We start from the raw sequence: 22,220 nt of genomic DNA, 5'->3' as shown, positions 1-22,220 counted from the left end.
AATATATTAAATCTGTATTATTATGTGAGTATACATCCCCTATATTAAGGCTTTTATCTAATATTTACATTTATTATATCAAAACTATTTTTTAAAATATTGTAATTATACTAAAATTTCCATAAATAATATGCACTATATTTTTTATGTTGAGTATACTATAGTATAAAACAAATTTAACAGAATATGAATTAAGTTTTCATATTTCATAGGAGGAAAATTTATGGGAAGATCTTGTAATAATCGTAACAGAAATTGTTGTAGAAATAATTGTGGTAGAAATAATTGTAGTAATTTTAATAACTGCGGCTGTAGAAATTGTGGCTTTAATAACTGTGGTTCTGGAAACTGCGGCTTTGGTAACAACTGGCTAATATGGCCATTATTATTCTTATTTTTCTAGCACACTAAGCTAATATTAAACGCAATTCTTATATAACTACTCTATCTTTGGTACTATTATTTTTATTTATATAATTTACAGAAAAAAAGTTAGGATTATATCTCCAATCCTAACTTTTACTTATTTATACTTATATTTCTCTTGTTTCTCTTTTTAATAATTCTTTCTCTTCTGAGTTTAAATAAGGTGAAAGCTTATCATATACTTTCTTATGATAATTGTTTAACCATTTTTTCTCATCCTCATTTAACAATTCTACTTTAATTCCATTTAAATCTATAGGACAGTATGATATTGTATCAAATTTATAAAATTCTCCACATTCATTACTTTCATCCTTAACTACTACCATAACATTTTCAGTTCTTATTCCAAATTTACCTTCTTTATAAACACCAGGTTCATTAGTTAATATCATTCCTGGCTCTAATGGAACTGTATTTCCATTAGGTCTTATACCTTGTGGCCCTTCATGAACATTTAAGAAAAATCCAACTCCATGCCCTGTTCCACACTTATAATCTAAACCATATTGCCACAATGGACCTCTAGCTAAAATATCTAAATTACAACCTGTAGATCCCTTTAAAAATTTAGCTTTTGCCAAATTAATGTGACCTTTTAATACTAAAGTAAAGTCTCTTTTCTCCTCTTCTGTAATATCTCCTAATACAAAAGTTCTTGTTATATCAGTAGTTCCATCTAAATATTGTCCACCTGAATCCACTAAAAATAATCCCTGTGGTTTTAATTCATAATCACTTTCAGGAGTAGCACTATAATGCATCATAGCCGCATGTTCTTTATATCCAGCTATTGTTCCAAAGCTATCTCCCTTTGCTAGTTCACCTTGACTTCTCAATTCTGATAACTTTTTACTAGCTGATATTTCAGTAACTTTTTCTTTACCAATATTATCTTTTAAATATTTTATAAATTTAACCATTGCAACGCCATCTTTAATATGAGCATTTTCAAAATTAGCTATTTCAATCTCATTTTTTATAGCCTTTAATTTAGTAGTTACATTTAGCTTTTCTATTATTGTGCAAGATAATAAAGAATAAAGTTTAGCATTAACTTTAGCTGGATCTATTAATGTATTTCCATTAAGATGTTTTACATGCTCTTCAATTTCACTATAATCATATATAATAACCTCTTGTGCTTTTAAGGCTGCTTCTACTTCAGCATCAACTTTAGTTTTACTAATATAAAGCTTTGCCTCATTCTCTGTTATTATTGCATAACTTAACGCCACCGGATTAAACAAAATATCATTACCTCTAATATTAAAAAGCCATGCTATATCATCTAAAGAAGTTAATAAGTAGTTTTGAACTTCATTTTCCTTCATATATTTTCTAACTTCATTTAGTTTTTCTTTTACACTTTTTCCACAATATTTTTCATCATGAACAAAAATCTTATCTTCTGGCAAGTTTGGTCTATCATTCCATATTTCTTCTAATAAATCCTTGTCCATATTTATATTGAACTTATTCTTCTCAGCTATCTTTAATAAATCTTTATATTGATTAGTACTATAACATCTTCCATCAAAACCTAATGTTTTATTTTCTTTAATGTTCTTTTCTACCCATTGATTAATAGTATCATATCCTGGTGTTGCCATTTTCATTAAATCAATTCCACTACCTTGTAATTGCTCTGCTGCTTGTATAAAATATCTTCCATCAGTCCATAATTTAGCTTCTTTTTCTCCAACTAATAATGTACCAGCAGAACCAGTGAATCCTGACATCTCTGCTCTTCCTCTATAATATTCTGCTACATATTCACTTTGATGAGGATCTGCACTTGGAATTATGTAATAATTAATATTATATTTTTTCATAACTTCTCTTAATTTCTTAAGTTTACTCATTTTTTCTTTCCCCCTAATTTATAATAATCTTATTACTATTTGTATAATATTTACTTTAATAGCAATTTTGTAATATTTCAATTGTTTTAAAAAATAAATTTATCCTATTTTAATTATTATTTTCTTTCTCTAACCTGTTACAATAAAATTTTATCTTATTTATAACTTTATTATCTCCCTTTAATACATAAGTGCATATAAAAATACTTATTGGAATTATAAGTAAACACCCTATATTAGAAATAGCCAAACTGAATAAATTTTGATAAAATTCTTTTGAATTAATAACACTTTCAAGAGTATAATTATTTTTCATAAATAAAATACTAATCATCATAGTTTCACCTATTGTAGCAAAGAAAAGAGTGTTAACTGTAGTTCCTAATATGTCTCTTCCTACACTAAAGCCCATCTTTATTAACTCTTTAATAGTAATATCACTATTAACTTCATTAAATTCAAATAGTGATGATGTTATTGCCATAGCTGTATCCATTATTGCTCCTAATAAACTTACTATAATCATACATATCATTAATTGATTCATATTAATATTTACATTAGGAGATAAGTAAATACTAATATCTGAGCTTAAATCTAATTCACTATATCCTCCAAAGCTAGATTTACTTCCTACAAAAGCAATAATTAAACTTAATAACAAAGTAACAAGAACAACTGAAATAACTGCAGCATATGTTTTTAAATTATGTCCATTTTGATATATCAATGTTATCTGACAAAAAATTATAACACCTAAAATAGTTATTATTATTGGATTAATTCCTAAAATTATAAGATAAATACCTATTACTAAAGCAAAAATATTACATATCAATGCAATAAATGACTTCGCTCCCCTATCTCCTCCTATTAGAATCATTAATACTAACAATATTATCGCTAATATCAGTATCATCTTTCTTCATCCCTTTCCTAAAAAATAATACCGCAACTAAAGCAGATATAGGTACAGCAGCAACTATTCCTATAGAACCAATTAGAAATCTAACTATTTCAAATGAAATATCAAATTGAATCATCCTAAACAAGCTATATCCATTTATTATTTTCAATATAACAATAGCCAAACTTCCCCCTATATAAGAAAACATTAATACATTTATCATAGTTCCCATAATATCATGTCCAATTTCTCTTATAGATTTAACTAATTGCTTTACAGTAATAGACTTTGTTGAATTAACAATTTCATTAACAGCAGAATTAATTGTTATACTTACATCCATAACGGCTCCTAAACATCCTATTATTACACCTGATAAAAATATATTTTCTATATCATTAGGTCCTGCTATATAGTCCATTAATTCATAATGCAAATCCCCACCAAACTCTATAGTTAGCTTGTATAATACATATATCAATGAAGTTGTTATTAATGTTGATATTATTGCCCCTATATTTTTTCTTGAAAAGCCTCCAAGTAACAGTAATGTTACAACACTAAAGAATATTATCATTAATAAATTTATTAACATAAAATCTTTTCCTAAAATATATAACTTTATAAAATATATAAATGCAGATATATTAACAACTAATGTAGCTAATGTGTATACTCCAAATTTTCCAGCTATAGCAACAATAGTAAATATAAATATTTCTATAAATAAAACTATAAATTTATCTCTTTTTAACCCACTAATACTACCTGTAAGTTCTCCATTATTATTCTTTACACCTACAAATAAATCATCACCTTTTTTATATTTTTCATTTTTAAGAACAGATGATGAATATGTATTTTTTAAGATAACTGTTTCTCCTTTAAACTGTCCATTTTTCACTTTAGCAGTAATAACCTGATTATAATAATTTTCTTTCCTTCCATCTGGTCCTTCCTCAGTTTTATCAAGAGATTCACTAACACTTATAACCTTTGCTATGGTTGATTTGTATATACTATAATTATTATTAGTCCATATAAATACAGCTACAAAAATAATAAATAATATTAATAGACTAAAAACTCTTATTTTATTGCTTCTAATATATTTTTTTGCTTCTTCCATAGTAACTCCCTTCTTAATATTAACAGTATCATATCAACTTAAAGTTTTATCCATTATAAGTATAACTCAAATATAAAAAAGTTGAGAATAATCTATCCCCAACTCTTTTCTATAAATTTATTTTATTAACCTAATATTTGTTTTACCATTGGATTAATTTTAGATCTATCAAATTTACCATTTACCATTGGCATTATTTCTTTCATTATTTTACCCATATCTTTAGCTGTATAGTTTCCATTAGTTATAATTTCTTTTAACATAGCATTAACTTCTTCCTCAGTTAATTGCTTTGGTAAATATGGTGTTAAAACTTCTAAAGCAAACTTTCCTTCTGCAATTTTTTCTTCATCATTAGCTTGAACTGCATATTCTAAAGCTTCTTTAGTTTGTTTTATGCTTTTTTCTATTATTTTAATAACATTTTCATCTGGAATATCTTCTCTATTATTAACTTCATATGCTTTAATTTCAGAATTAACTAATCTTAAAACACTAACTCTTGCCTTATCTCTTGCTTTCATTGCAGCTATTTCATCTTTTTTTAATACTTCTTTTAACATATTTCTCTAATTAGTTTAAATAAACTAATATAACCTCTCTTTCATAATAAAAATTTTATTAAGTAAATTATACCAGTTTTATGCTTAAAATCAAAGAAATCAAATAAATAATTCTATGAGTCTTTAATAGCAACTCAGTTGTAACTAATTGCTTTTCCAGAACATAAACATGTTTAGATAGTGTATAATTAATATAATTATTGATTAAGAATCGTATTATTATAAAAGTTAGTTGTTTATTAAACTAATGCATAAATAGGAAAAGGTATTGCTACTGCCATTTGTGGTAGATTGGAAAAAGCAGTTCAAAAGAAAGTTATTACCCAAGCTTCCATTACAGCAAGACCTTTCTTCGAAAAAAGAGGTTACAAAGTTATTAAAGCGCAACAGGTTGAGATAACGCTTACTATCTGGATATGTGTGAAAAATATAACTGTAATTATATTCTGATTGATGATTGTTATCAAGTGGAAACTAATTTATAAATTCTAATTTATCGATTAGATTCTAGTAACATTAAAAGGATGTCCGAATTAGACATCCTTTATCTTATATTACTGTTGCCAATGATAAAATCCATAAGACATTATTAATATACTTAATACTAAACCTATATTTCCTATCATTATTACAGAGGATACATCTGAAACACATGCCATAAAAGAACTTATTCCCATAATAATAATACCAATAAATGCACTAATCTTATACTTCCTCATAAGATGATCCTCCTTTTATCTTTTTATTTTTAAATATAATGCTTAATATAGGGAAAATTATTATTGATGATATCAAACTTGTTAGAGCTGGTAATCCAACTGGTATTATAAATGATAATATTAAAGAAATAGCCCATGTTAAAAATGCATATATGTTCCACTTCTCAAATTTTACAGATTCCAAAGATTCATATCTACCTTTATTAAGTATAAAATAATCTGCTATTATAATTCCTGCTAATGGAGGTATTACATTTCCTAAAGTCTCTAAAAATGTAAAGAATACTGATATTTCATAAGGTTTAGTTAAAGTTGCTAATGCTGCTACTATTAAAAGAATTATAATCATTTTCTTACGATCCATATTAAATGAATTTGAAAGATTTAGTGAATTTGAATAGAGATTAGCTGCATTTGTGGTAAAAATATTGGTAGTCATTAGTATTATTGATGGAATTAATAATCCCATTGATAATAAAACTGCTGGTAAATCACTATTATTTACTGCTATCGCTGCTAAAGCACCACATATTATCATCAATGAATTTCCTAATAATAATCCTGTAAGAGCACTTAAAATTGCTTCTTTAGTATTTTTAGCATATCTCATTATATCTGCTATACATGTTGCTGATGATAAAATCCAAGTTCCTATAATAGCTGTGACCCCTGTACTTATAGTCATAACAGTTGATGGAGTATATGCAAATATACTTGATAATCCACCACTAATATTTATTGCTCTAGCTGATGTTGCTAAAGATAAAAATACTATTGCTGGTATTGATACATATCCAAGAACAGAAATAGCTTTTATTCCTGCAAATGCAAATATACCCATTAATATTGCACTTAATATCATACAAATTCCTTCTCCTATAGAGCCAAAATTAAATATAAGTGCAATAAAGTGACCATATGTTGCTGCTTGAATTATATACCAACCTAAATTTACTAAAGGAACAAAAAAAGAAGCTATTCTTGATCCATTTATACCAAAACTATATTTTGTAAGTAGGGCAAAGCTCAATCCATTTTTACTTGAAATAATACTAACAAGAGTTGCTATAATTCCTAAAAATACATTACCTAAAACACAAACTAATAAAATATTACTAAATTTTAACCCTTCAGCAAGTCCGCCTCCTGCCATCATACTAGTAACAACAAATACATAGCCAGTCCAAACTATAGTCAAACTTGCATAACTCTTTCTTTTATCCTCTGGAACAGCACAAAACTCATAATCATTAGTAGTTGCATTAGTTTGTTTTTTTGAAGCCACTTTCCCAACCTCCCACATAATTAAATTTTTTATTTATTCCAAAAATCTTTATGAACCTCTGCTACTTCTTCTTCAATTTCTTTAAAAGGTCCTATAACCTCAATATTTTTTTGTCCTTTTGCAAGCACTTCTCTACATGGCAGATCAAATGTTGGATTTTTAGGATCACTTCCCGTTATCTTTAATAAGTCCTTTTCAGACATTCCATACACTATTCTTCCAACATTTCCCCAATATATAGCACCTGTGCACATAGCACACGGCTCTGCTGTTGAATATAAAGTACATCCCCATAAAAAATCTTTTGTATACTTCATAGATGCCTTTTCCATCAGCTGTGTTTCAGCGTGTCCTGTACACTTATAATTTGTCCCTTCAATATTCATTTGTTCCAGTAACACCTCTCCATCATTACTTACTAGAATACATCCAAATGGCATATTTCCAGAATCCCGTGAACGTTTAGAAACTTCTACACACTTTTTCAGATAGTATAAATGACTTTTATACCCCATGTTTTCTCCTCCCAAACAATATTACAACGTTTTCACATTATACCATACTATATATTGGTATTTTATATGTTTTATGACATAAATAAAAATATAATTTGTATTCATATAAAAAGCCATGATGAAATCCCATCACGGCTTTTTAATATCTATATATTTAATTTCTTTTTTTCTTCTTCTCCATCTTTCTTTTTAAACTCTTTAAATAATTATAAGTTTTATACAGCGTTGGATTCTTTACTTCCTCTTCCTTTTTATGAACAAATTTCATTAATTCCATAATAGGTTCCATCTTATTAAGTGTATCATTATATCCCTCAATTATTCTTACTCGTTTGGCAGTAGCATCTAGATTTAATGTACCTGTTATAGTATTTTCAGCTAAATTTTCTGGAGCTATTATTATAAGTCTTGAATTTGGATAAAGGGATCTATCAATTTGTGCATCCTTAGATAGTAAAACTACAATTATAATATCACATTTTTCTCCATATACAGGTTGAATTGGAACATTATCAGATATTCCTCCATCTATATATTTTTCTCCTAAAACTTCAGTACTATCATATATTAAAGGCAATGATGCTGATGCTAAGACAATTTTTTTAGCAGTTTCATTATCATAATCATTTATTTTAAAATACTTAGCATTAAAATTAGGAAGCTTTGTACACGCTGCATAACATATCTTATTCTTTTCTTTAATTTTATTAAAATCTAAATACTTTTCTACCATTTCAATAGCACCATTATTGCTAATGGCTCCATATTCTAATTTATCTGTTAAAAACTTTTTTGCTAATTGTAGGTTCTTTCCTCCAATGTATAATCCAATTCCTCTTTTAATTAATTCAGTTTTGCTAATTGGGAGCAATTTTTCCATTGTTACTTCTTCCCACAGCTTATCTGCCTTTTCAAGTTCATCCATAGCAAATAATATGGAATTAAAGGCTCCAATAGAAGTTCCAGAAAAAACTGATATGTATTTAGTTAAATTCAATTGCTTTAAGGCCTTCCAGACACCAAGTTCGTATGCACCTTTACCGCCACCACCAGCTAATACTAATCCAATTTTCATAAATTCTCCCCCCACCTTTTTCCATTTTTTATTAAATAAATTATACTATAAAAAATAAAATTATAGAATATTCATGAAAACTTTTCATATCAATAATTCTATTTAATATTAATAGATTTGATTTTAAAACTTTAATTTTTATATAATAACTATTATTATGTATGATATACTATTTATGATATTTCATTTAGGAGCTGATTAACTTGAAGAATAAAACATTTAATATAATTATTTCGCCTGCAAAAAAAATGAATATAAATAATGATGATATTATAAGCGAATCTATGCCTTGTTTTATGGAGAAAACAGAATGTTTATATAATAATTTAAAAGATTATAGCTATGATGATTTAAAAAAACTTTTAGCTTGTAATGATGAAATTGCAGAACTTAACTATTCTAGATATAAAGATATGAATTTATATAAAAATTTATCACCTGCGATTCTTTCCTATGAAGGTATTCAGTATAAATACATGTCACCAGACTCTTTTAGCAATTCAGAATTTGATTATATATCAAATCATTTAAGAATTTTATCTGGTTTTTATGGTATTTTAAAACCATTTGATGGTATTGTTCCTTATAGATTAGAAATGCAAGCAAAATTAGCAATAGGAACTAACAAAAACTTATACTCTTTCTGGGGAGATTCTTTATATAAAGAACTTACTAAAGATACTAATACTGTATTAAATCTTGCCTCAAAGGAATATAGTAAAACTATCGAAAAATATTTAACTAAAGATGATACTTTCATAACATGTGTTTTTGGAAGTTTTGTTAACTCTAAAATCAAGGTAAAAGCAACTGAAGCTAAAATGGCTCGTGGACTTATGATACGCTATTTAGCTGAAAATAATATTACTGATATAGAAAAAGTTAAAGATTTCAAAGAACTTGGATTCTCTTATTCAGAAGAGCATTCAAAACCTAATGAATTTGTTTTCTTAAAATAATTATAAAAAACTATACAATAAAAGCGCCTGTGTTTCCACAAGCGCTTTATCGCTAATTTATTTTAACTACATTTCGTAATTAAAGGCTAATTTTATTAAAGTTTACTTTTTTAAACTTCCACCATTAGTTGCTATGACTTCTTTATACCAGTCAAAGCTCTTCTTTTTATATCTTTCTAAAGTTCCTGTTCCATCATCATTTCTATCAACATATATGAAACCATATCTTTTCTTTAACTCTGCAGTTGATGCAGATACTAAATCTATACATCCCCATGTAGTATATCCCATAAGTTCAACACCATCTTCAATTGCTTCTGCTACTTGAACTAAGTGATCATTTAAATAATTAATTCTGTAATCATCATTTACAGTTTTATTACCATTCTCATCAGTAATTAATTCATCAACAGCTCCAAGTCCATTTTCAACTATAAATAATGGTTTTTGATATCTATCATAGAAGAAGTTTAGTATATATCTTAACCCTTCTGGATCTATTTGCCATCCCCAATCAGATGCCTTTAAATATGGATTTGGAACTCCTGCAATTAAATTTCCTTTACCAGCCTTTTTCGTTGGGTCTGCAGTTGCACATGAACTCATATAGTAACTAAAAGAAATAAAATCTACTGTATTCTTAAGTATTTCTTTATCTCCTTCTTCAAACTTAATTTCAATATTATTCTCCTTAAAGTATCTGTTCATATACTTTGGATATTCTCCTCTTGCATGAATATCAGCAAAGAAAAGATTTCCTCTATCTTGCTCCATAGCCTTTAATACATCACTTGGCATTGGAGTTAAAGGGTAATTAGGAACTCCTAAAATCATACATCCAATTTTAAAATCTGGATTTATTTCATGACCAATTTTAACTGCTAATGCACTTGCAACTAACTCATGATGCATTGCTTGATATAAATCTTGTTTACTTAACTTTTCTTTTGGAGTCCATATTCCTGCACTCATTAACGGGAAATGTAACGCTGAGTTAATTTCATTAAATGTTAACCAATATTTTACCTTATCTTTATATCTTGTAAATACTGTTCTAACATAGTTTTCAAAAAATCCTATAAGTCTTCTATCAACCCATCCATCATAATTTTTAGCAAGTGCTAATGGAGTTTCATAATGAGATAAAGTAACTAATGGCTCAATTCCATACTTAGCTAATTCATCAAAAACTTTATCATAAAATTCTAATCCCTTTTCATTTGGTTCTTTATCATCACCATTAGGGAATATTCTTGACCATGCAATAGATAATCTAAAAGTCTTAAAGCCCATTTCTGCGAATAACTTTATATCTTCCTTATATCTATGATAAAAATCAATACCAACAAGCTTCATATTATCTTCTGTTGGCTCTTCAGTTGGTGCCCCTGTTATTCCTCTTGGCATAACATCTTGAATTGATAATCCTTTACCGTCTTCATTATATGCACCTTCAAATTGGTTGGCAGCTGTAGCCCCACCCCATAAGAAATTCTCTGGAAACTTAATCATTTTATATACCTCCACTTATCTCATTTAATAGTTAAGAAAATATAACTAGAATTTATCTAACTATTCTCCTAACTATTAAATTTTATTATTATATATTATTTAACTGCTTTTATAAGCTCATCTTTTTCCTTAACATCTTTATCAATTAATGCTAGTACATCATTATAGCTATCTACATTTGTAACAAGTACTGGAGTGATTGTTTCATATCCCTCTTCTTTTATAGCCTTAATATCAAATTCTACTAATAAATCACCAGCTTTTACTTTATCTCCACTCTTAACATGAGCTGTAAAATGCTTTCCACCTAATTTAACTGTATCTAATCCTATATGAATTAATATTTCAGCTCCATTATCAGCAGTTAATCCTATAGCATGCTTTGTCTCAAATAATGCTGAAACTGTTCCATCAACTGGTGCCACAGCTCTACCTACTGTTGGTATTATAGCCGCACCTTTTCCCATTATTTCTTCTGAAAATGTAACATCATTAACTTGCTTTAAAGAAACTGCTTTACCTTCAATTGGAGATAATACAACTGAACTTGATGTAACCTCTACTCTATCAATTGATACTTCTTCAGTTACTTCTTCTTCATCTTCTTCATTAGCAGGATCTTCAAATCCAAATATCCAAGTCAATACAAAAGCAATAGCCATAGTCATTCCTGCAACTATTAATGCATTTACAAAGTTAGAACCACCTGCTGGATTAATAAATTGAACTATTGATAAAAGTGCTGGTGTAGCAAATACATAACATTTTAATCCAACAAAACCTGCATATAAACCTGAAATTCCCCCTGCAATCATACAAGCATATAATGGCTTTTTATATTTTAATGTTATACCATACATAGCTGGTTCAGTAACCCCTGCAAGGAACGCTGAAATACTTGAAACACCTGCAACTTGTTTTAAATCTTTGTTTTTTGATTTAAAGAATACTGCTAAACAAGATGCACCTTGTGCTAAATTAGAACATAACATTCCAACTAATAATAAAGTATCAAATCCAACATTAGGATTATTTATATTCATTATTGATAATGGAACAAACGCCCAATGCATACCTGTCATAACTAATAATGGCATTAATGCACCCATTACCATTATAGCAAACCATCCTGCTTTATCGTAAATAAATACCATAGCTGTTGATAATGCTTCACCTATATAAAATCCGATAGGTCCTATAGCTACTAAAGCTATTGGAAGTGCAATTAAAAGTGTTAACATTGGTCTTAAGAAATTCTTTGTAACTGCTGGAGTAATTTTATCTGTAAACTTTTCAATATATGTCATTATCCATGCCATCATAATTACTGGAATTACAGAATAAGAATAACTTGCTGAAGCTACTGGTAATCCAAATAATGAAATCTTATCTCCTGAATCAACTAATCCTATAAAATCAGGATATAGCATAACACCAATCACTGCTGCTAATGTATACGGATTAATATTAAACTTTTTAGATGCTGAAATACAAAGTAATAATGGTAAGAAATAGAATGTTGCATCTCCTAGTGAACTTAATATTGTATACGTCTGACTAGTTTCTGATAATATTCCTATCATCGGAAGTATTACAAGTAGAACCTTTATCATACCTGCTCCAATAATGGCTGGCATTGTTGCAGACATACAACCTGAAACCACATCTAATATACTTGTAACTATTCCTTTCTTTTCTTTAACTTCGCTTGAATTTCCTTCTTTGAAATTTCCAAGCTTAATTAGTTCCTTATAACATGTTCCTACACTGTTTCCAATGATTACTTGATACTGGCCACCTTGTTTAGTGACACCCATTACACCTTTTATCTTCTTTATAGCTTCATCATCAGCCTTGCTTTCATCTTTTAAAACGAATCTAAGTCTTGTCATACAGTGCTGTACACTATTAACATTACTTTCTCCACCTATTTTTTCTAGTATCTTTTTTGCAACTATTGCATAATCCATTTTATTATTCCTCCATTTAAAATATATAAATTTTAATGAAGTAAAGCCCATAATACAGAAAATCTCTGCTTACAGTAACTACCTTTCATAACTAAGCTTTTATTTATAAAAAAACCTAAGAATTATAGATGAGCGCTCAAATCCATAATTCTTAGGTATAGCCTACATTACTAGTAACAATCCTAAGTAATATTCTAAATCTTTGATTTAATTAATCGAACTTACTCAGCAAACTAAGAGAGCTGAGCTTCCTTTTAATCTTCTTTTATTATTCTTTTTATATGTACTGTTAAATACATCATTTCTTCATCTGAAAGTTCATGATTAAACTCTTTATCAATATACTTCTTTATTTTTTCTGCACATAAATATGCATCCTTATATTGTCCTTTTATCATTTCACAGAAATTAGTATCATCACTTTTCATAACTTTTCCACTAAGCATTCTTTGTGCAAAAAACTTTAAATGAGTAATAAACCTTTCATAATGAAGTGAGTATTCATCTAATTCTATATTGAAATGAAACTTAACTATATTTAAAATATTTTGAATCATTTTCGTTATATCTAAGGTATCATTCATATCTCTAGAATTTAATTGTGCATTAACTATATGTAATGCTATTGATGCTGCTTCATCTTCTGGAAGCACAACATTTAAACGTTTTTTTATAATAGCCAAAGCTTCCTTACCAATTAAAAATTCATGATTATAGAATCTTTTTATTTCCCATAATAAAGCATTCTTAAAGGTTAATCCTTGCTTATATCTTTCAATTGCAAAACTAATATGATCTGTTAATGAAATATAAATATTATCATTTAATCTTTTACCTAATGAATATTTTGCATAAGAAATAATTTCGTTAGAAACTTGTATATATTCTAAAGGGATTTCTGATAGTAAAGTCATTAATTTATTAGAATCACTTTTATTCTCAATAGCATATATCTTTTCTATCTTGCTTTGATCTATTGTATCTCCAATTTTCTTTTGAAAGCCTAGTCCACATCCCATAACAAGTACTTCTTTACCGTTATTATCAAATGTTCTAATCAAATTATTATTTATTATTTTATCTATCTTCAACTATTTCTCCCCCTTTTCATCTGTTTTAAAGTATAAAAAAAGACCATACTCAAATAAAATAATATTTTCTTTCAAAACATTATAAATATTTTGGTAAAGCCTGCATAACCAGTAACAACCCATGTCCTTTATTAACTTTATGATAATGATATCATAAAGAAATTTCAATGTCAATAACTAGAATTATAATGTTGTTTTTTGCAATAACATAATGTATATTTTTATCAAATTAACTTGTACAAAAATTACTTTTCACTTGTTTACTTTATTTTCCATAAATGTTATTATATATAACTGTAGGGTGGCCAAACTACTTTTAATTAAATGAGAAAATAACTAAAATTAATAGATAATTAATTTTATAAAAATATATATTTAAATGGGGAGAGATTTTTTTATGAGATATTACATTTTAAGAACTAACGCTAAATCGGAGAACAGTACCCACAAATTACTTAACGGGTATAACTTTAAAATAAATAATTTAAATGCAGAAAGATTAATTAGTGATGCTAGAGATGAAGAAATATTTTATTTACTATATAACATTTCTGAAAAAAAATTCGTAGAACAAGGATTGATTAGAACTGTTGAATCAAATAGACCTTCAGCTAAATACGAAGCTTTATTTGCAGAAAGAAAACCTTTAAATATTCGTTATTTACCATATTCAACTCCTAATTGTGGAATAATTCCAACTTCTAAAAAGAAGGTAGAGGAAATTCTTAATGTTGCAGTTTAATAAAAAACTACTCAACATTTTATATTATTTTAAGTAATACTAGTTTAAATCTTGGAATAATAAAGGAGCTCATCTATGATAAGCTCCTTCAACTTTTTCTATATTTATTATATTATTTTAATTTCCAGATATCTTCATTATATTGAGCAATTGTTCTATCTGATGAGAAGAATCCAGCTTTACTGATATTTATTAAAACTTTTCTATTCCAAGTTTCTCTATCTGAATAATCTTCAAATACTTGGTTTTTAGTCTTAATATAATCTTCAATATCAAGTAATGTCATGAACCAGTCTTTAACAATTAATTCATTGTGAAGTCTATTTAAGTTAACTTCATCTCCAACCTTTAACATTTCATCACTTACTATAAAGTCAACTAATTCTTTGATGTTTTCTTTTTCATAATATTCTCTTGAAACATAATCAGCCTTCTTATAGTGTTCAATTACTTGTTCACTTGATTCACCAAAGATATAGATGTTATCATCTCCAACTAATTCATGAATTTCAACGTTAGCTCCATCTTCAGTTCCTAAAGTTAAAGCACCATTTAACATAAACTTCATATTACCTGTTCCTGAAGCCTCTTTAGATGCTAAAGAAATTTGTTCTGAAACATCACAAGCTGGTATTAACTTAGAAGCCTTAGTTACATTATAGTTTTCAACCATAACAACTTTTAAGTGTTTGCTAACAACTGGATCATTATTTATAATTTCTTGTAAGCAAAGAATTGTATGGATTATATCTTGTGCTATTATATAAGCTGGTGCAGCTTTTGCCCCAAATATCATTGTAATTGGAGTTGTTGGAATGTTTCCTGCTTTAATATCTAAATATTTATGAATGATATATAAAACATTCATTTGTTGTCTCTTATATTCATGAAGTCTCTTTATTTGAATATCGAAAATAGAATTTTCATCTATTTCAACACCTTGAGTATCTTTTAAATATTTCTTTAATGCAATTTTATTATGCTTTTTAATTTCTCCAAGTTTCGCTAATACTTCTTTATTATCAATATACTTAGCTAAATCTTCTAACTTAGTTGCATCAGTTTTAAAGTCTTCACCGATAAGTTCTGTAATATAGTTAGTTAACTCATTATTACAGTGTATTAACCATCTTCTGAAAGTTATACCATTTGTTTTATTGTTAAACTTTTCTGGATATATATCATAGAATGGTCTTAATTCTTCTTGTTCTAAGATTTCTGTGTGAAGTGCTGCAACACCATTTACACTGAATCCATAGTGAATATCCATGTGAGCCATATGAACTCTATCATCTTTATCTATAATATAAACTCTTTCATCTTCATATTTTGCTTTAACTAAGTTATCTAATTCTCTAATAATTGGCATTAATTGAGGCACAACTTTTTCTAAGTAAGCTATTGGCCATTTCTCTAATGCTTCAGCTAATATTGTGTGGTTTGTATATGCACAAGTTTTGGTAACGATACCGATAGCTTCTTGCATTTCAATACCCTTTTCCCCTAATAATCTTATTAATTCTGGTATAACCATTGAAGGGTGTGTATCATTAATTTGAACAACTACATGCTCATGTAACTTGTGTAAGTCATATCCATTTTCTTCTGCTTCTAAAAGAATTAATTGTGCAGCGTTACTTACCATAAAGTATTGCTGATATATTCTTAATAAGTGTCCTGCCTCATCACTATCATCTGGATATAAGAATAATGTTAAATTCTTTTTGATATCTTCTTTATCAAAGTTTATTCCATCTTTTACTAAAGTTTCATCTATAGAATCTATATCGAATAATCTTAATTTATTTGATGCTTGATTATATCCTGTTACGTCTATATCATATAATGTTGAAGTTACTTTAAATCCACCAAATAATACATCAAATTTAATGTTAGATTTATTTAACCAACCTTCTGAAGTTATCCATGGATTCTTTTCAGCTGTTTGTTTATTGTTCTTAAATACTTGTTTAAATAATCCATAGTGATAGTTTAATCCAACACCATCTCCATTTAATCCTAAAGTTGCTATTGAGTCTAAGAAACATGCAGCTAATCTTCCTAATCCACCATTTCCTAATGAAGGTTCTAATTCTATTTCTTCTATTTCAGTTAAATCTTTTCCATTAGCAGCTAATACTTCTTTAACTTCATCATAAAGTCCTAAATTTATTAAATTATTTGATAGTAATTTACCAATTAAAAATTCTGCTGAAATATAATATAATTTTTTATTTCCTTTATTTGTACCTTTATTTTTAATGCATCCTTTTGTCATTTCTAACAATGCTAAATATACTTCTTCGTTTGTTGCTTCTTCTATTGTTTTTTGAAACCTATTTTTTAAGATCTCAGCTAAATTATTTTTTACCATAATAAATTATCCCACCTTAAATTCATTATTTTTAATAATATATAATTTAATAATTTGTTTTATGATTAAATCATTTACACTTATATAATAACAATTTTTCAAAATAAGCTTTGTACATTTTTTTTATTTTTTGTATATTTTTTATGCTACTTTTAAAAAGCATTAGTTTTTTTTATTTTTTTGCTCACTTTCTGTAAACATTTTCAATTTATTTTCTAGAATTTCCAGAAAAAAACAGGTATACCTTCAAGTATACCTGTTTTAAAAATAATTATTTTAATTAAATGTTATTAAAATAATTTATAACTGTTTCTTTATCACTAAAATGATGTTTTACTGTACCAATTATTTGATAATCTTCATGGCCTTTTCCGGCTATAACAACTATATCATCTTTCCCTGCAATTCTGCATGCATATTCTATAGCTTCTTTTCTATCTTCAATAACAGTGTGACTATCTCTAATTCCCTCTAATATATCTTCTATTATTCTATGTGGATCTTCTGTTCTTGGATTATCAGAAGTTACTATTGTAACATCACTATATTTTTCAGCAATTGCTCCCATTAAAGGTCTCTTTGTTTTATCTCTATCTCCACCACAACCAAATACTGTTATTAATTTACCTTTAACAACTTCTTTCATAGTTTCTAAAATATTTTCAAGTCCATCTGGAGTATGAGCATAATCTACAACTATTGTAGAGTTCATTTTATCATGATAAACTCTTTCACATCTTCCAGCAACTGCTTTCATTGTATCGAAAGCCTCTACAACCTCTTCTACACTTACATATCCACCAACAACAAGCATTCCTATAACACCTAATGCATTATAAATATTATAAAGCCCTGGAATATGAAGTCTAACATTACCTTTAAATTCTTCACCAATATATAAATCAAAAGTTGAACCATTAGCTTGTAAATCTAAATTTTTAGCTCTAACATATCCATTATCTACTCCATAAGAAGTAACAACTTTATCATCATTACTATCTTCATGTAATGTATTTAACATTTTCTTTCCATATTGATCATCACAGTTTATAACAGTAGTTTCAGCACCCTTAATAAATTTAAACTTTGCATTATAATAATTTTCAAATGTCTTATGATAATCCAAATGATCTTGAGTTAAGTTTGTAAACATTCCTCTACTAAAGTTTAACCCTTCTACTCTTCCCATTGCTGAGGCATGTGATGATACTTCCATTAAGCAGTATTTACATCCAGCTTCTCTCATATCTTTAATAAGCCTAAATAATTCTATAGCTTCTGGAGTTGTCATAGATGTTGGAATCATCTTATCTCCAATGTAATTTGCTATAGTACCTATAAGTCCAACCTTATTCCCCGCATGCTCTAATATGTGTTTCATCATATATGTTGATGTAGTCTTTCCATTAGTACCTGTTACCCCTAAGAACGTTAAATCACCATCTTGTATATTAAAGAATGTCTTTGCAATAATAGCCATGCATTCTCTTGTATCACTTACCTTTATGTAAGCAACTCCCTCTTTAATATCACTTATATCTTTACTATGAACAATTACCTTTGCGCCTTTTTCTATAGCATCATTTATCAAATCATGTCCATCTACTTTTAATCCTATAACAGCAATAAAAAGACTTCCCTCTATTACTTGTCTTGTATCTCTTGTAATATCTATAACATTTATTTTTGTATAATCTATTTCATTTGTAGAAGTATAATCTAAATTTGAATTTTTTAATATTTCACTTAATAACATCTAAAATCTCCTTATCTTAAATTGATTTTTATCGCTCACTTATAACAATATATTTTATTGTCCCATAATATTGTACATCATTTAGAGTTCTTTATCTATAAAAAGTAAGGTTAATAATACAATAAAGTATTACCTATAATTTTAACCCATTATTCTTATATTAATCATTATCTAAAGATTGCTCCTACATTCTATTTTTTTAAGTTTTGTTGCATTTTTATACCATTTGTAATATAATTTAAAAAATGGTTTTTTTAATAAAATATCATCAAAGGCGATGATAAAGTTAATCTAAAAATTTAAAATTATATTTTAAATTTTTATTTCTTATCTTTGAGCCTTTGTGCAATTAAGAATTATTTATAAGGCTCGCTTTTAGCGGGCCTTTATTATTTTATAAAGGGGGACTAAAAATTGTGTAGCTTTGTTGTATTTTCTTCTAATAAATTAACCTTATATGACTTCTCAAAAATTTTAAAAAAGGTTGAACACAGGGGACCAGATAATAGCTATGCTGCTATTGAAAATGGTTTATCTTGGGGCTTTAATCGTTTATCAATAATGGACCTATCTTCTAACGGAAATCAACCATTTAAATATAATTCCTGTGAACTTGTATGTAATGGAGAAATTTATAATTATAAATCTCTAAGAGAATTACTATCTAATGAATATAGTTTCCATTCTAATAGTGATTGTGAAGTATTAATACCACTATATTATAAATATGGTATAGAAATAATGTGTAAAATGCTTGATGCTGAATTTGCTTTAGTTTTATATGATACTGAAACTGACTCTATAATGGCCGCTAGGGACCCCATGGGAATTAGGCCTATGTTTTATGGTTACACAAAAGAAGATCATAAAATCTGCTTTGCAAGCGAAGCCAAAGCTTTAATAGGTTATTGTGAAGATATTATGCCATTTCCTCCAGGGTATTATTATAAAAATGGTGAATTTATTTGTTACAATGATTTATCTGAATCAAAATTCATTAATAATGATGATTTAAATGTTATATTTACTAATATAAAAACTAAACTTATATCTGCCGTAGAGAAAAGACTTCATGCAGATGCACCTATTGGATATTTATTAAGCGGAGGATTAGATTCTTCCCTTGTATGCTCTATTGCTCAAAAATTTATGAATAATCCAATCAAAACTTTTGCCATCGGAATGGATACTGATCCAATAGATTTAAAATATGCAAAACAAGCAGCTGATTTTTTAGGTACTGATCATACTGAAGTTATAATAACTAAAGATGATGTTTTAAACTCACTAGAAGAAGTTATATATCATTTAGAAACTTTTGATATTACTACTATTAGAGCTAGTATTGGAATGTACTTATTATGTAAATACATTCATGAAAATACTGATTTAAAAGTTATTTTAACTGGTGAAGTAAGTGATGAACTATTTGGTTATAAATATACTGATTTCGCACCTAATCCAAGTGAATTCCAAAAGGAATCACAAAAAAGAATAAAAGAGCTTTATATGTATGATGTTTTAAGGGCTGATAGATGTATTTCTGCTCATGCACTAGAAGGACGAGTTCCTTTTGCTGATATTGATTTTGTAAATTATGTGATGAGTATTAATCCATCTAAAAAGATGAATACTTATAATAAAGGCAAATATTTATTAAGAAAAGCATTTGAAGGAGATAACTATCTACCTGAAGATTTATTATATCGTGAAAAAGCTGCTTTTAGTGATGCTGTTGGACATTCCCTAGTAGATTACTTGAAAGAATATGCTGATGAAAAATACACCTCTCAAGATCTTGAGTTTGCTAAGGAAAAGTATAAGTACTGTACACCATTCACTAAGGAGTCTCTTCTTTATAGAGATATTTTTGAAAAATATTATTCTGGAAATGCTAAGTGGATTAAAGACTTCTGGATGCCAAACAAAGAATGGGAAGGATGCAATGTTAATGATCCTAGTGCTAGAGTTCTTTCTAATTATGGTGATAGTGGAAAATAGTTTAAAATTTAAGGAGCCTTCTATCAATAGGCTCCATTTTCTATGTAATAAAATATAACTTTCCTAAACTCTATCTGTATTATATTAAATATTTATTAACACATACTTCCTTTTCTTTAGTGATATAATTAATATAAAAATTATATTTTAGAGGTGAGTACATGAAGGAAATCATAATAATTTTATTATGTATTATACTTATAGCTTTAATAATAACGATTTTCTATGTTGGAAATTATTTATATAACTTAGGTATAAACCCAAAGTATCCAAAGGATCTTATATTTAAAAGCAATACTGATGAAGAGACAAAACAAAATGAAACTAGTGGTGTTTCCACTATTGATAGTAAAACATGGTTGCTTAAACATAGTAACTATGAAGATTTATTTCTTAAATCTAAAGACAATTTAGAATTACATAACTACATAATAAAAAATAAAAACAACTCTAATAAATGGGTTATTGCAGTTCATGGTTACACTTCTCAAGGAACATATATGGCTTCATATGCTAAAAAATTTTATGATATGGGATATAATATTATAATTCCTGATTTAAGAGGTCATGGAAAAAGTGAAGGAACTTACATAGGAATGGGATGGCACGAAAGACTTGATATTGTTGATTTAGCAAATTATATTACTAACAATTATAAAGACTCTCAAATTGTTCTTTTTGGTGTTTCTATGGGCGCTGCAACTGTTATGAGTGCTTCTGGTGAGAATTTACCTAGAAATGTTAAGGCAATAATAGAGGATTGTGGATATACGTCTACTTGGAATCAATTTGCTTATCAATTAAAATCATTATTTAAAATACCATCATTCCCGCTAATGCACACTGCAAGCATTATTTGTAAGTTTCAAGCTGGATATTTTATTAGTGAAGCATCTCCTATTAAGCAAATAAAAAAATCAACAACACCAACACTTTTTATTCATGGTGATAAAGACGGATTTGTACCTTTCTTTATGCTTGATAAACTTTATAATGCTTCACCAGCTGAAAAAGAAAAATTAATTATCCCTGATGCAGCTCATGCTAGAGCTAGCTACGTTAATCCTAAACTATATTGGGAAACTGTAGAAAACTTTCTAAATAAATATATTAACTAAATTCTTCGTTACGTGGAAGCGAAAAAATGAAATATTTATTTTCCAGTAACCGTGAAATTTTCACCTAGAATTTATATAATTGATTCCGTAAAGTTTGCTAAAGTTTTTAAACTCGCTATTCGCTCAAACAGTAAAAACTTCTTTACGCAACTTTACTCCATCAATTATTAAATTCTACGGCTTAATTTCAATGGTCCTTCCAAATTAATATTT

The 22,220-nt window shown here is 27.6% G+C and carries 19 protein-coding genes; 6 read left to right on the top strand and 13 right to left on the bottom strand.

Annotated elements, in window-relative coordinates; translation table 11 throughout:
* Positions 1-223 precede the first annotated feature (223 nt).
* On the top strand, positions 224-403 hold the full coding sequence (locus EJJ37_RS01650) for a hypothetical protein (protein ID WP_133013858.1): 180 nt from the start codon (positions 224-226) through the stop codon (positions 401-403).
* Positions 404-533: 130 nt separating this feature from the next.
* On the opposite strand, the gene EJJ37_RS01645 is transcribed toward EJJ37_RS01650, so the two are convergent.
* The 4 genes from EJJ37_RS01645 to EJJ37_RS01630 form a co-directional block, all read right to left on the bottom strand.
* Complete coding sequence (locus EJJ37_RS01645) at positions 534-2,291, bottom strand: aminopeptidase P family protein (RefSeq protein ID WP_133013857.1); 1,758 nt, start codon at positions 2,289-2,291, stop codon at positions 534-536.
* A 109-nt stretch (positions 2,292-2,400) separates the two neighbouring features.
* Positions 2,401-3,210: a YibE/F family protein gene (locus tag EJJ37_RS01640; RefSeq protein ID WP_133013856.1), complete on the bottom strand. Its 810-nt coding sequence runs from the start codon at positions 3,208-3,210 to the stop codon at positions 2,401-2,403.
* On the bottom strand, positions 3,152-4,327 hold the full coding sequence (locus EJJ37_RS01635) for a YibE/F family protein (RefSeq protein WP_133013855.1): 1,176 nt from the start codon (positions 4,325-4,327) through the stop codon (positions 3,152-3,154). Before EJJ37_RS01635 ends, EJJ37_RS01640 begins: the two co-directional genes overlap by 59 nt.
* A 125-nt stretch (positions 4,328-4,452) precedes the next feature.
* Positions 4,453-4,890, bottom strand: coding sequence for a GatB/YqeY domain-containing protein (locus EJJ37_RS01630; RefSeq protein ID WP_133013854.1), 438 nt, complete (start codon positions 4,888-4,890; stop codon positions 4,453-4,455).
* A 291-nt stretch (positions 4,891-5,181) separates the two neighbouring features.
* On the opposite strand from EJJ37_RS01630, the gene EJJ37_RS01625 reads away from it, so the two are divergent.
* On the top strand, positions 5,182-5,340 hold the full coding sequence (locus EJJ37_RS01625; protein WP_420808508.1) for a hypothetical protein: 159 nt from the start codon (positions 5,182-5,184) through the stop codon (positions 5,338-5,340).
* A gap of 104 nt (positions 5,341-5,444) precedes the next feature.
* Here EJJ37_RS01625 and EJJ37_RS20030 read toward each other — a convergent pair whose 3' ends face one another.
* From EJJ37_RS20030 to EJJ37_RS01610, 4 genes are all read right to left on the bottom strand, one after another.
* Positions 5,445-5,609, bottom strand: coding sequence for a hypothetical protein (locus EJJ37_RS20030; protein WP_166484635.1), 165 nt, complete (start codon positions 5,607-5,609; stop codon positions 5,445-5,447).
* Complete coding sequence (locus tag EJJ37_RS01620; RefSeq protein WP_243124821.1) at positions 5,596-6,894, bottom strand: cytosine permease; 1,299 nt, start codon at positions 6,892-6,894, stop codon at positions 5,596-5,598. The genes EJJ37_RS20030 and EJJ37_RS01620 overlap by 14 nt, the downstream gene beginning before the upstream one ends.
* Positions 6,895-6,923: 29 nt before the next feature.
* Complete coding sequence (locus EJJ37_RS01615; protein ID WP_133013852.1) at positions 6,924-7,409, bottom strand: nucleoside deaminase; 486 nt, start codon at positions 7,407-7,409, stop codon at positions 6,924-6,926.
* 154 nt (positions 7,410-7,563) lie between these two features.
* On the bottom strand, positions 7,564-8,484 hold the full coding sequence (locus tag EJJ37_RS01610; RefSeq protein WP_133013851.1) for a patatin-like phospholipase family protein: 921 nt from the start codon (positions 8,482-8,484) through the stop codon (positions 7,564-7,566).
* A 203-nt stretch (positions 8,485-8,687) separates the two neighbouring features.
* Between EJJ37_RS01610 and yaaA the strand changes: the two genes are divergently transcribed.
* Entirely contained in the window at positions 8,688-9,443 is a 756-nt protein-coding gene (gene yaaA / locus EJJ37_RS01605) for a peroxide stress protein YaaA (protein ID WP_133013850.1), read from the top strand.
* Between the two features lie 102 nt (positions 9,444-9,545).
* Here yaaA and EJJ37_RS01600 read toward each other — a convergent pair whose 3' ends face one another.
* The 3 genes from EJJ37_RS01600 to licT form a co-directional block, all read right to left on the bottom strand.
* On the bottom strand, positions 9,546-10,955 hold the full coding sequence (locus tag EJJ37_RS01600; protein WP_133013849.1) for a glycoside hydrolase family 1 protein: 1,410 nt from the start codon (positions 10,953-10,955) through the stop codon (positions 9,546-9,548).
* Between the two features lie 95 nt (positions 10,956-11,050).
* The gene (locus tag EJJ37_RS01595) at positions 11,051-12,925 is read right to left on the bottom strand and encodes a beta-glucoside-specific PTS transporter subunit IIABC (RefSeq protein WP_133013848.1); all 1,875 of its coding nucleotides are present in this window, start codon (positions 12,923-12,925) and stop codon (positions 11,051-11,053) included.
* Between the two features lie 254 nt (positions 12,926-13,179).
* Complete coding sequence (licT, locus tag EJJ37_RS01590; protein WP_133013847.1) at positions 13,180-14,016, bottom strand: BglG family transcription antiterminator LicT; 837 nt, start codon at positions 14,014-14,016, stop codon at positions 13,180-13,182.
* 397 nt (positions 14,017-14,413) lie between these two features.
* Here licT and EJJ37_RS01585 point away from each other — a divergent pair, with 397 nt between their 5' ends.
* On the top strand, positions 14,414-14,758 hold the full coding sequence (locus EJJ37_RS01585; RefSeq protein WP_133013846.1) for a hypothetical protein: 345 nt from the start codon (positions 14,414-14,416) through the stop codon (positions 14,756-14,758).
* Between the two features lie 112 nt (positions 14,759-14,870).
* Here EJJ37_RS01585 and EJJ37_RS01580 read toward each other — a convergent pair whose 3' ends face one another.
* Positions 14,871-17,132: a glycogen/starch/alpha-glucan phosphorylase gene (locus EJJ37_RS01580; RefSeq protein ID WP_133013845.1), complete on the bottom strand. Its 2,262-nt coding sequence runs from the start codon at positions 17,130-17,132 to the stop codon at positions 14,871-14,873.
* A gap of 280 nt (positions 17,133-17,412) precedes the next feature.
* The gene (locus tag EJJ37_RS01575) at positions 17,413-18,888 is read right to left on the bottom strand and encodes a UDP-N-acetylmuramoyl-L-alanyl-D-glutamate--2,6-diaminopimelate ligase (RefSeq protein WP_133013844.1); all 1,476 of its coding nucleotides are present in this window, start codon (positions 18,886-18,888) and stop codon (positions 17,413-17,415) included.
* Positions 18,889-19,302: 414 nt separating this feature from the next.
* Between EJJ37_RS01575 and asnB the strand changes: the two genes are divergently transcribed.
* Positions 19,303-20,889 carry an asparagine synthase B gene (gene asnB / locus EJJ37_RS01570; protein ID WP_133013843.1) on the top strand — a complete coding sequence of 529 codons (1,587 nt, stop codon included), beginning with the start codon at positions 19,303-19,305 and terminating at the stop codon, positions 20,887-20,889.
* Between the two features lie 161 nt (positions 20,890-21,050).
* Positions 21,051-22,007, top strand: a complete 957-nt coding sequence (locus EJJ37_RS01565) for an alpha/beta hydrolase (RefSeq protein WP_133013842.1) — start codon at positions 21,051-21,053, stop codon at positions 22,005-22,007.
* Positions 22,008-22,220 lie beyond the last annotated feature (213 nt).

The sequence above is a fragment of the Clostridium cuniculi genome (genome assembly GCF_004353185.1).
GTDB lineage: Bacteria > Bacillota > Clostridia > Clostridiales > Clostridiaceae > Clostridium > Clostridium cuniculi.
The sequence above is the reverse complement of the archived record's forward strand: the minus strand, read 5'-3'. Positions and strand labels throughout refer to the sequence as shown.

Bases quoted from the DNA above. Each gene is read 5' to 3' on its own strand.
- EJJ37_RS01650 (WP_133013858.1), top strand. From the start codon at position 224: ATGGGAAGATCTTGTAATAATCGTAACAGAAATTGTTGTAGAAATAAT.
- EJJ37_RS01645 (WP_133013857.1), bottom strand. From the start codon at position 2,291: ATGAGTAAACTTAAGAAATTAAGAGAAGTTATGAAAAAATATAATATT.
- EJJ37_RS01640 (WP_133013856.1), bottom strand. From the start codon at position 3,210: ATGATACTGATATTAGCGATAATATTGTTAGTATTAATGATTCTAATA.
- EJJ37_RS01635 (WP_133013855.1), bottom strand. From the start codon at position 4,327: ATGGAAGAAGCAAAAAAATATATTAGAAGCAATAAAATAAGAGTTTTT.
- EJJ37_RS01630 (WP_133013854.1), bottom strand. From the start codon at position 4,890: ATGTTAAAAGAAGTATTAAAAAAAGATGAAATAGCTGCAATGAAAGCA.
- EJJ37_RS20030 (WP_166484635.1), bottom strand. From the start codon at position 5,609: ATGAGGAAGTATAAGATTAGTGCATTTATTGGTATTATTATTATGGGA.
- EJJ37_RS01615 (WP_133013852.1), bottom strand. From the start codon at position 7,409: ATGGGGTATAAAAGTCATTTATACTATCTGAAAAAGTGTGTAGAAGTT.
- EJJ37_RS01610 (WP_133013851.1), bottom strand. From the start codon at position 8,484: ATGAAAATTGGATTAGTATTAGCTGGTGGTGGCGGTAAAGGTGCATAC.
- EJJ37_RS01600 (WP_133013849.1), bottom strand. From the start codon at position 10,955: ATGATTAAGTTTCCAGAGAATTTCTTATGGGGTGGGGCTACAGCTGCC.
- EJJ37_RS01595 (WP_133013848.1), bottom strand. From the start codon at position 12,925: ATGGATTATGCAATAGTTGCAAAAAAGATACTAGAAAAAATAGGTGGA.
- EJJ37_RS01585 (WP_133013846.1), top strand. From the start codon at position 14,414: ATGAGATATTACATTTTAAGAACTAACGCTAAATCGGAGAACAGTACC.
- EJJ37_RS01580 (WP_133013845.1), bottom strand. From the start codon at position 17,132: ATGGTAAAAAATAATTTAGCTGAGATCTTAAAAAATAGGTTTCAAAAA.
- EJJ37_RS01575 (WP_133013844.1), bottom strand. From the start codon at position 18,888: ATGTTATTAAGTGAAATATTAAAAAATTCAAATTTAGATTATACTTCT.
- EJJ37_RS01565 (WP_133013842.1), top strand. From the start codon at position 21,051: ATGAAGGAAATCATAATAATTTTATTATGTATTATACTTATAGCTTTA.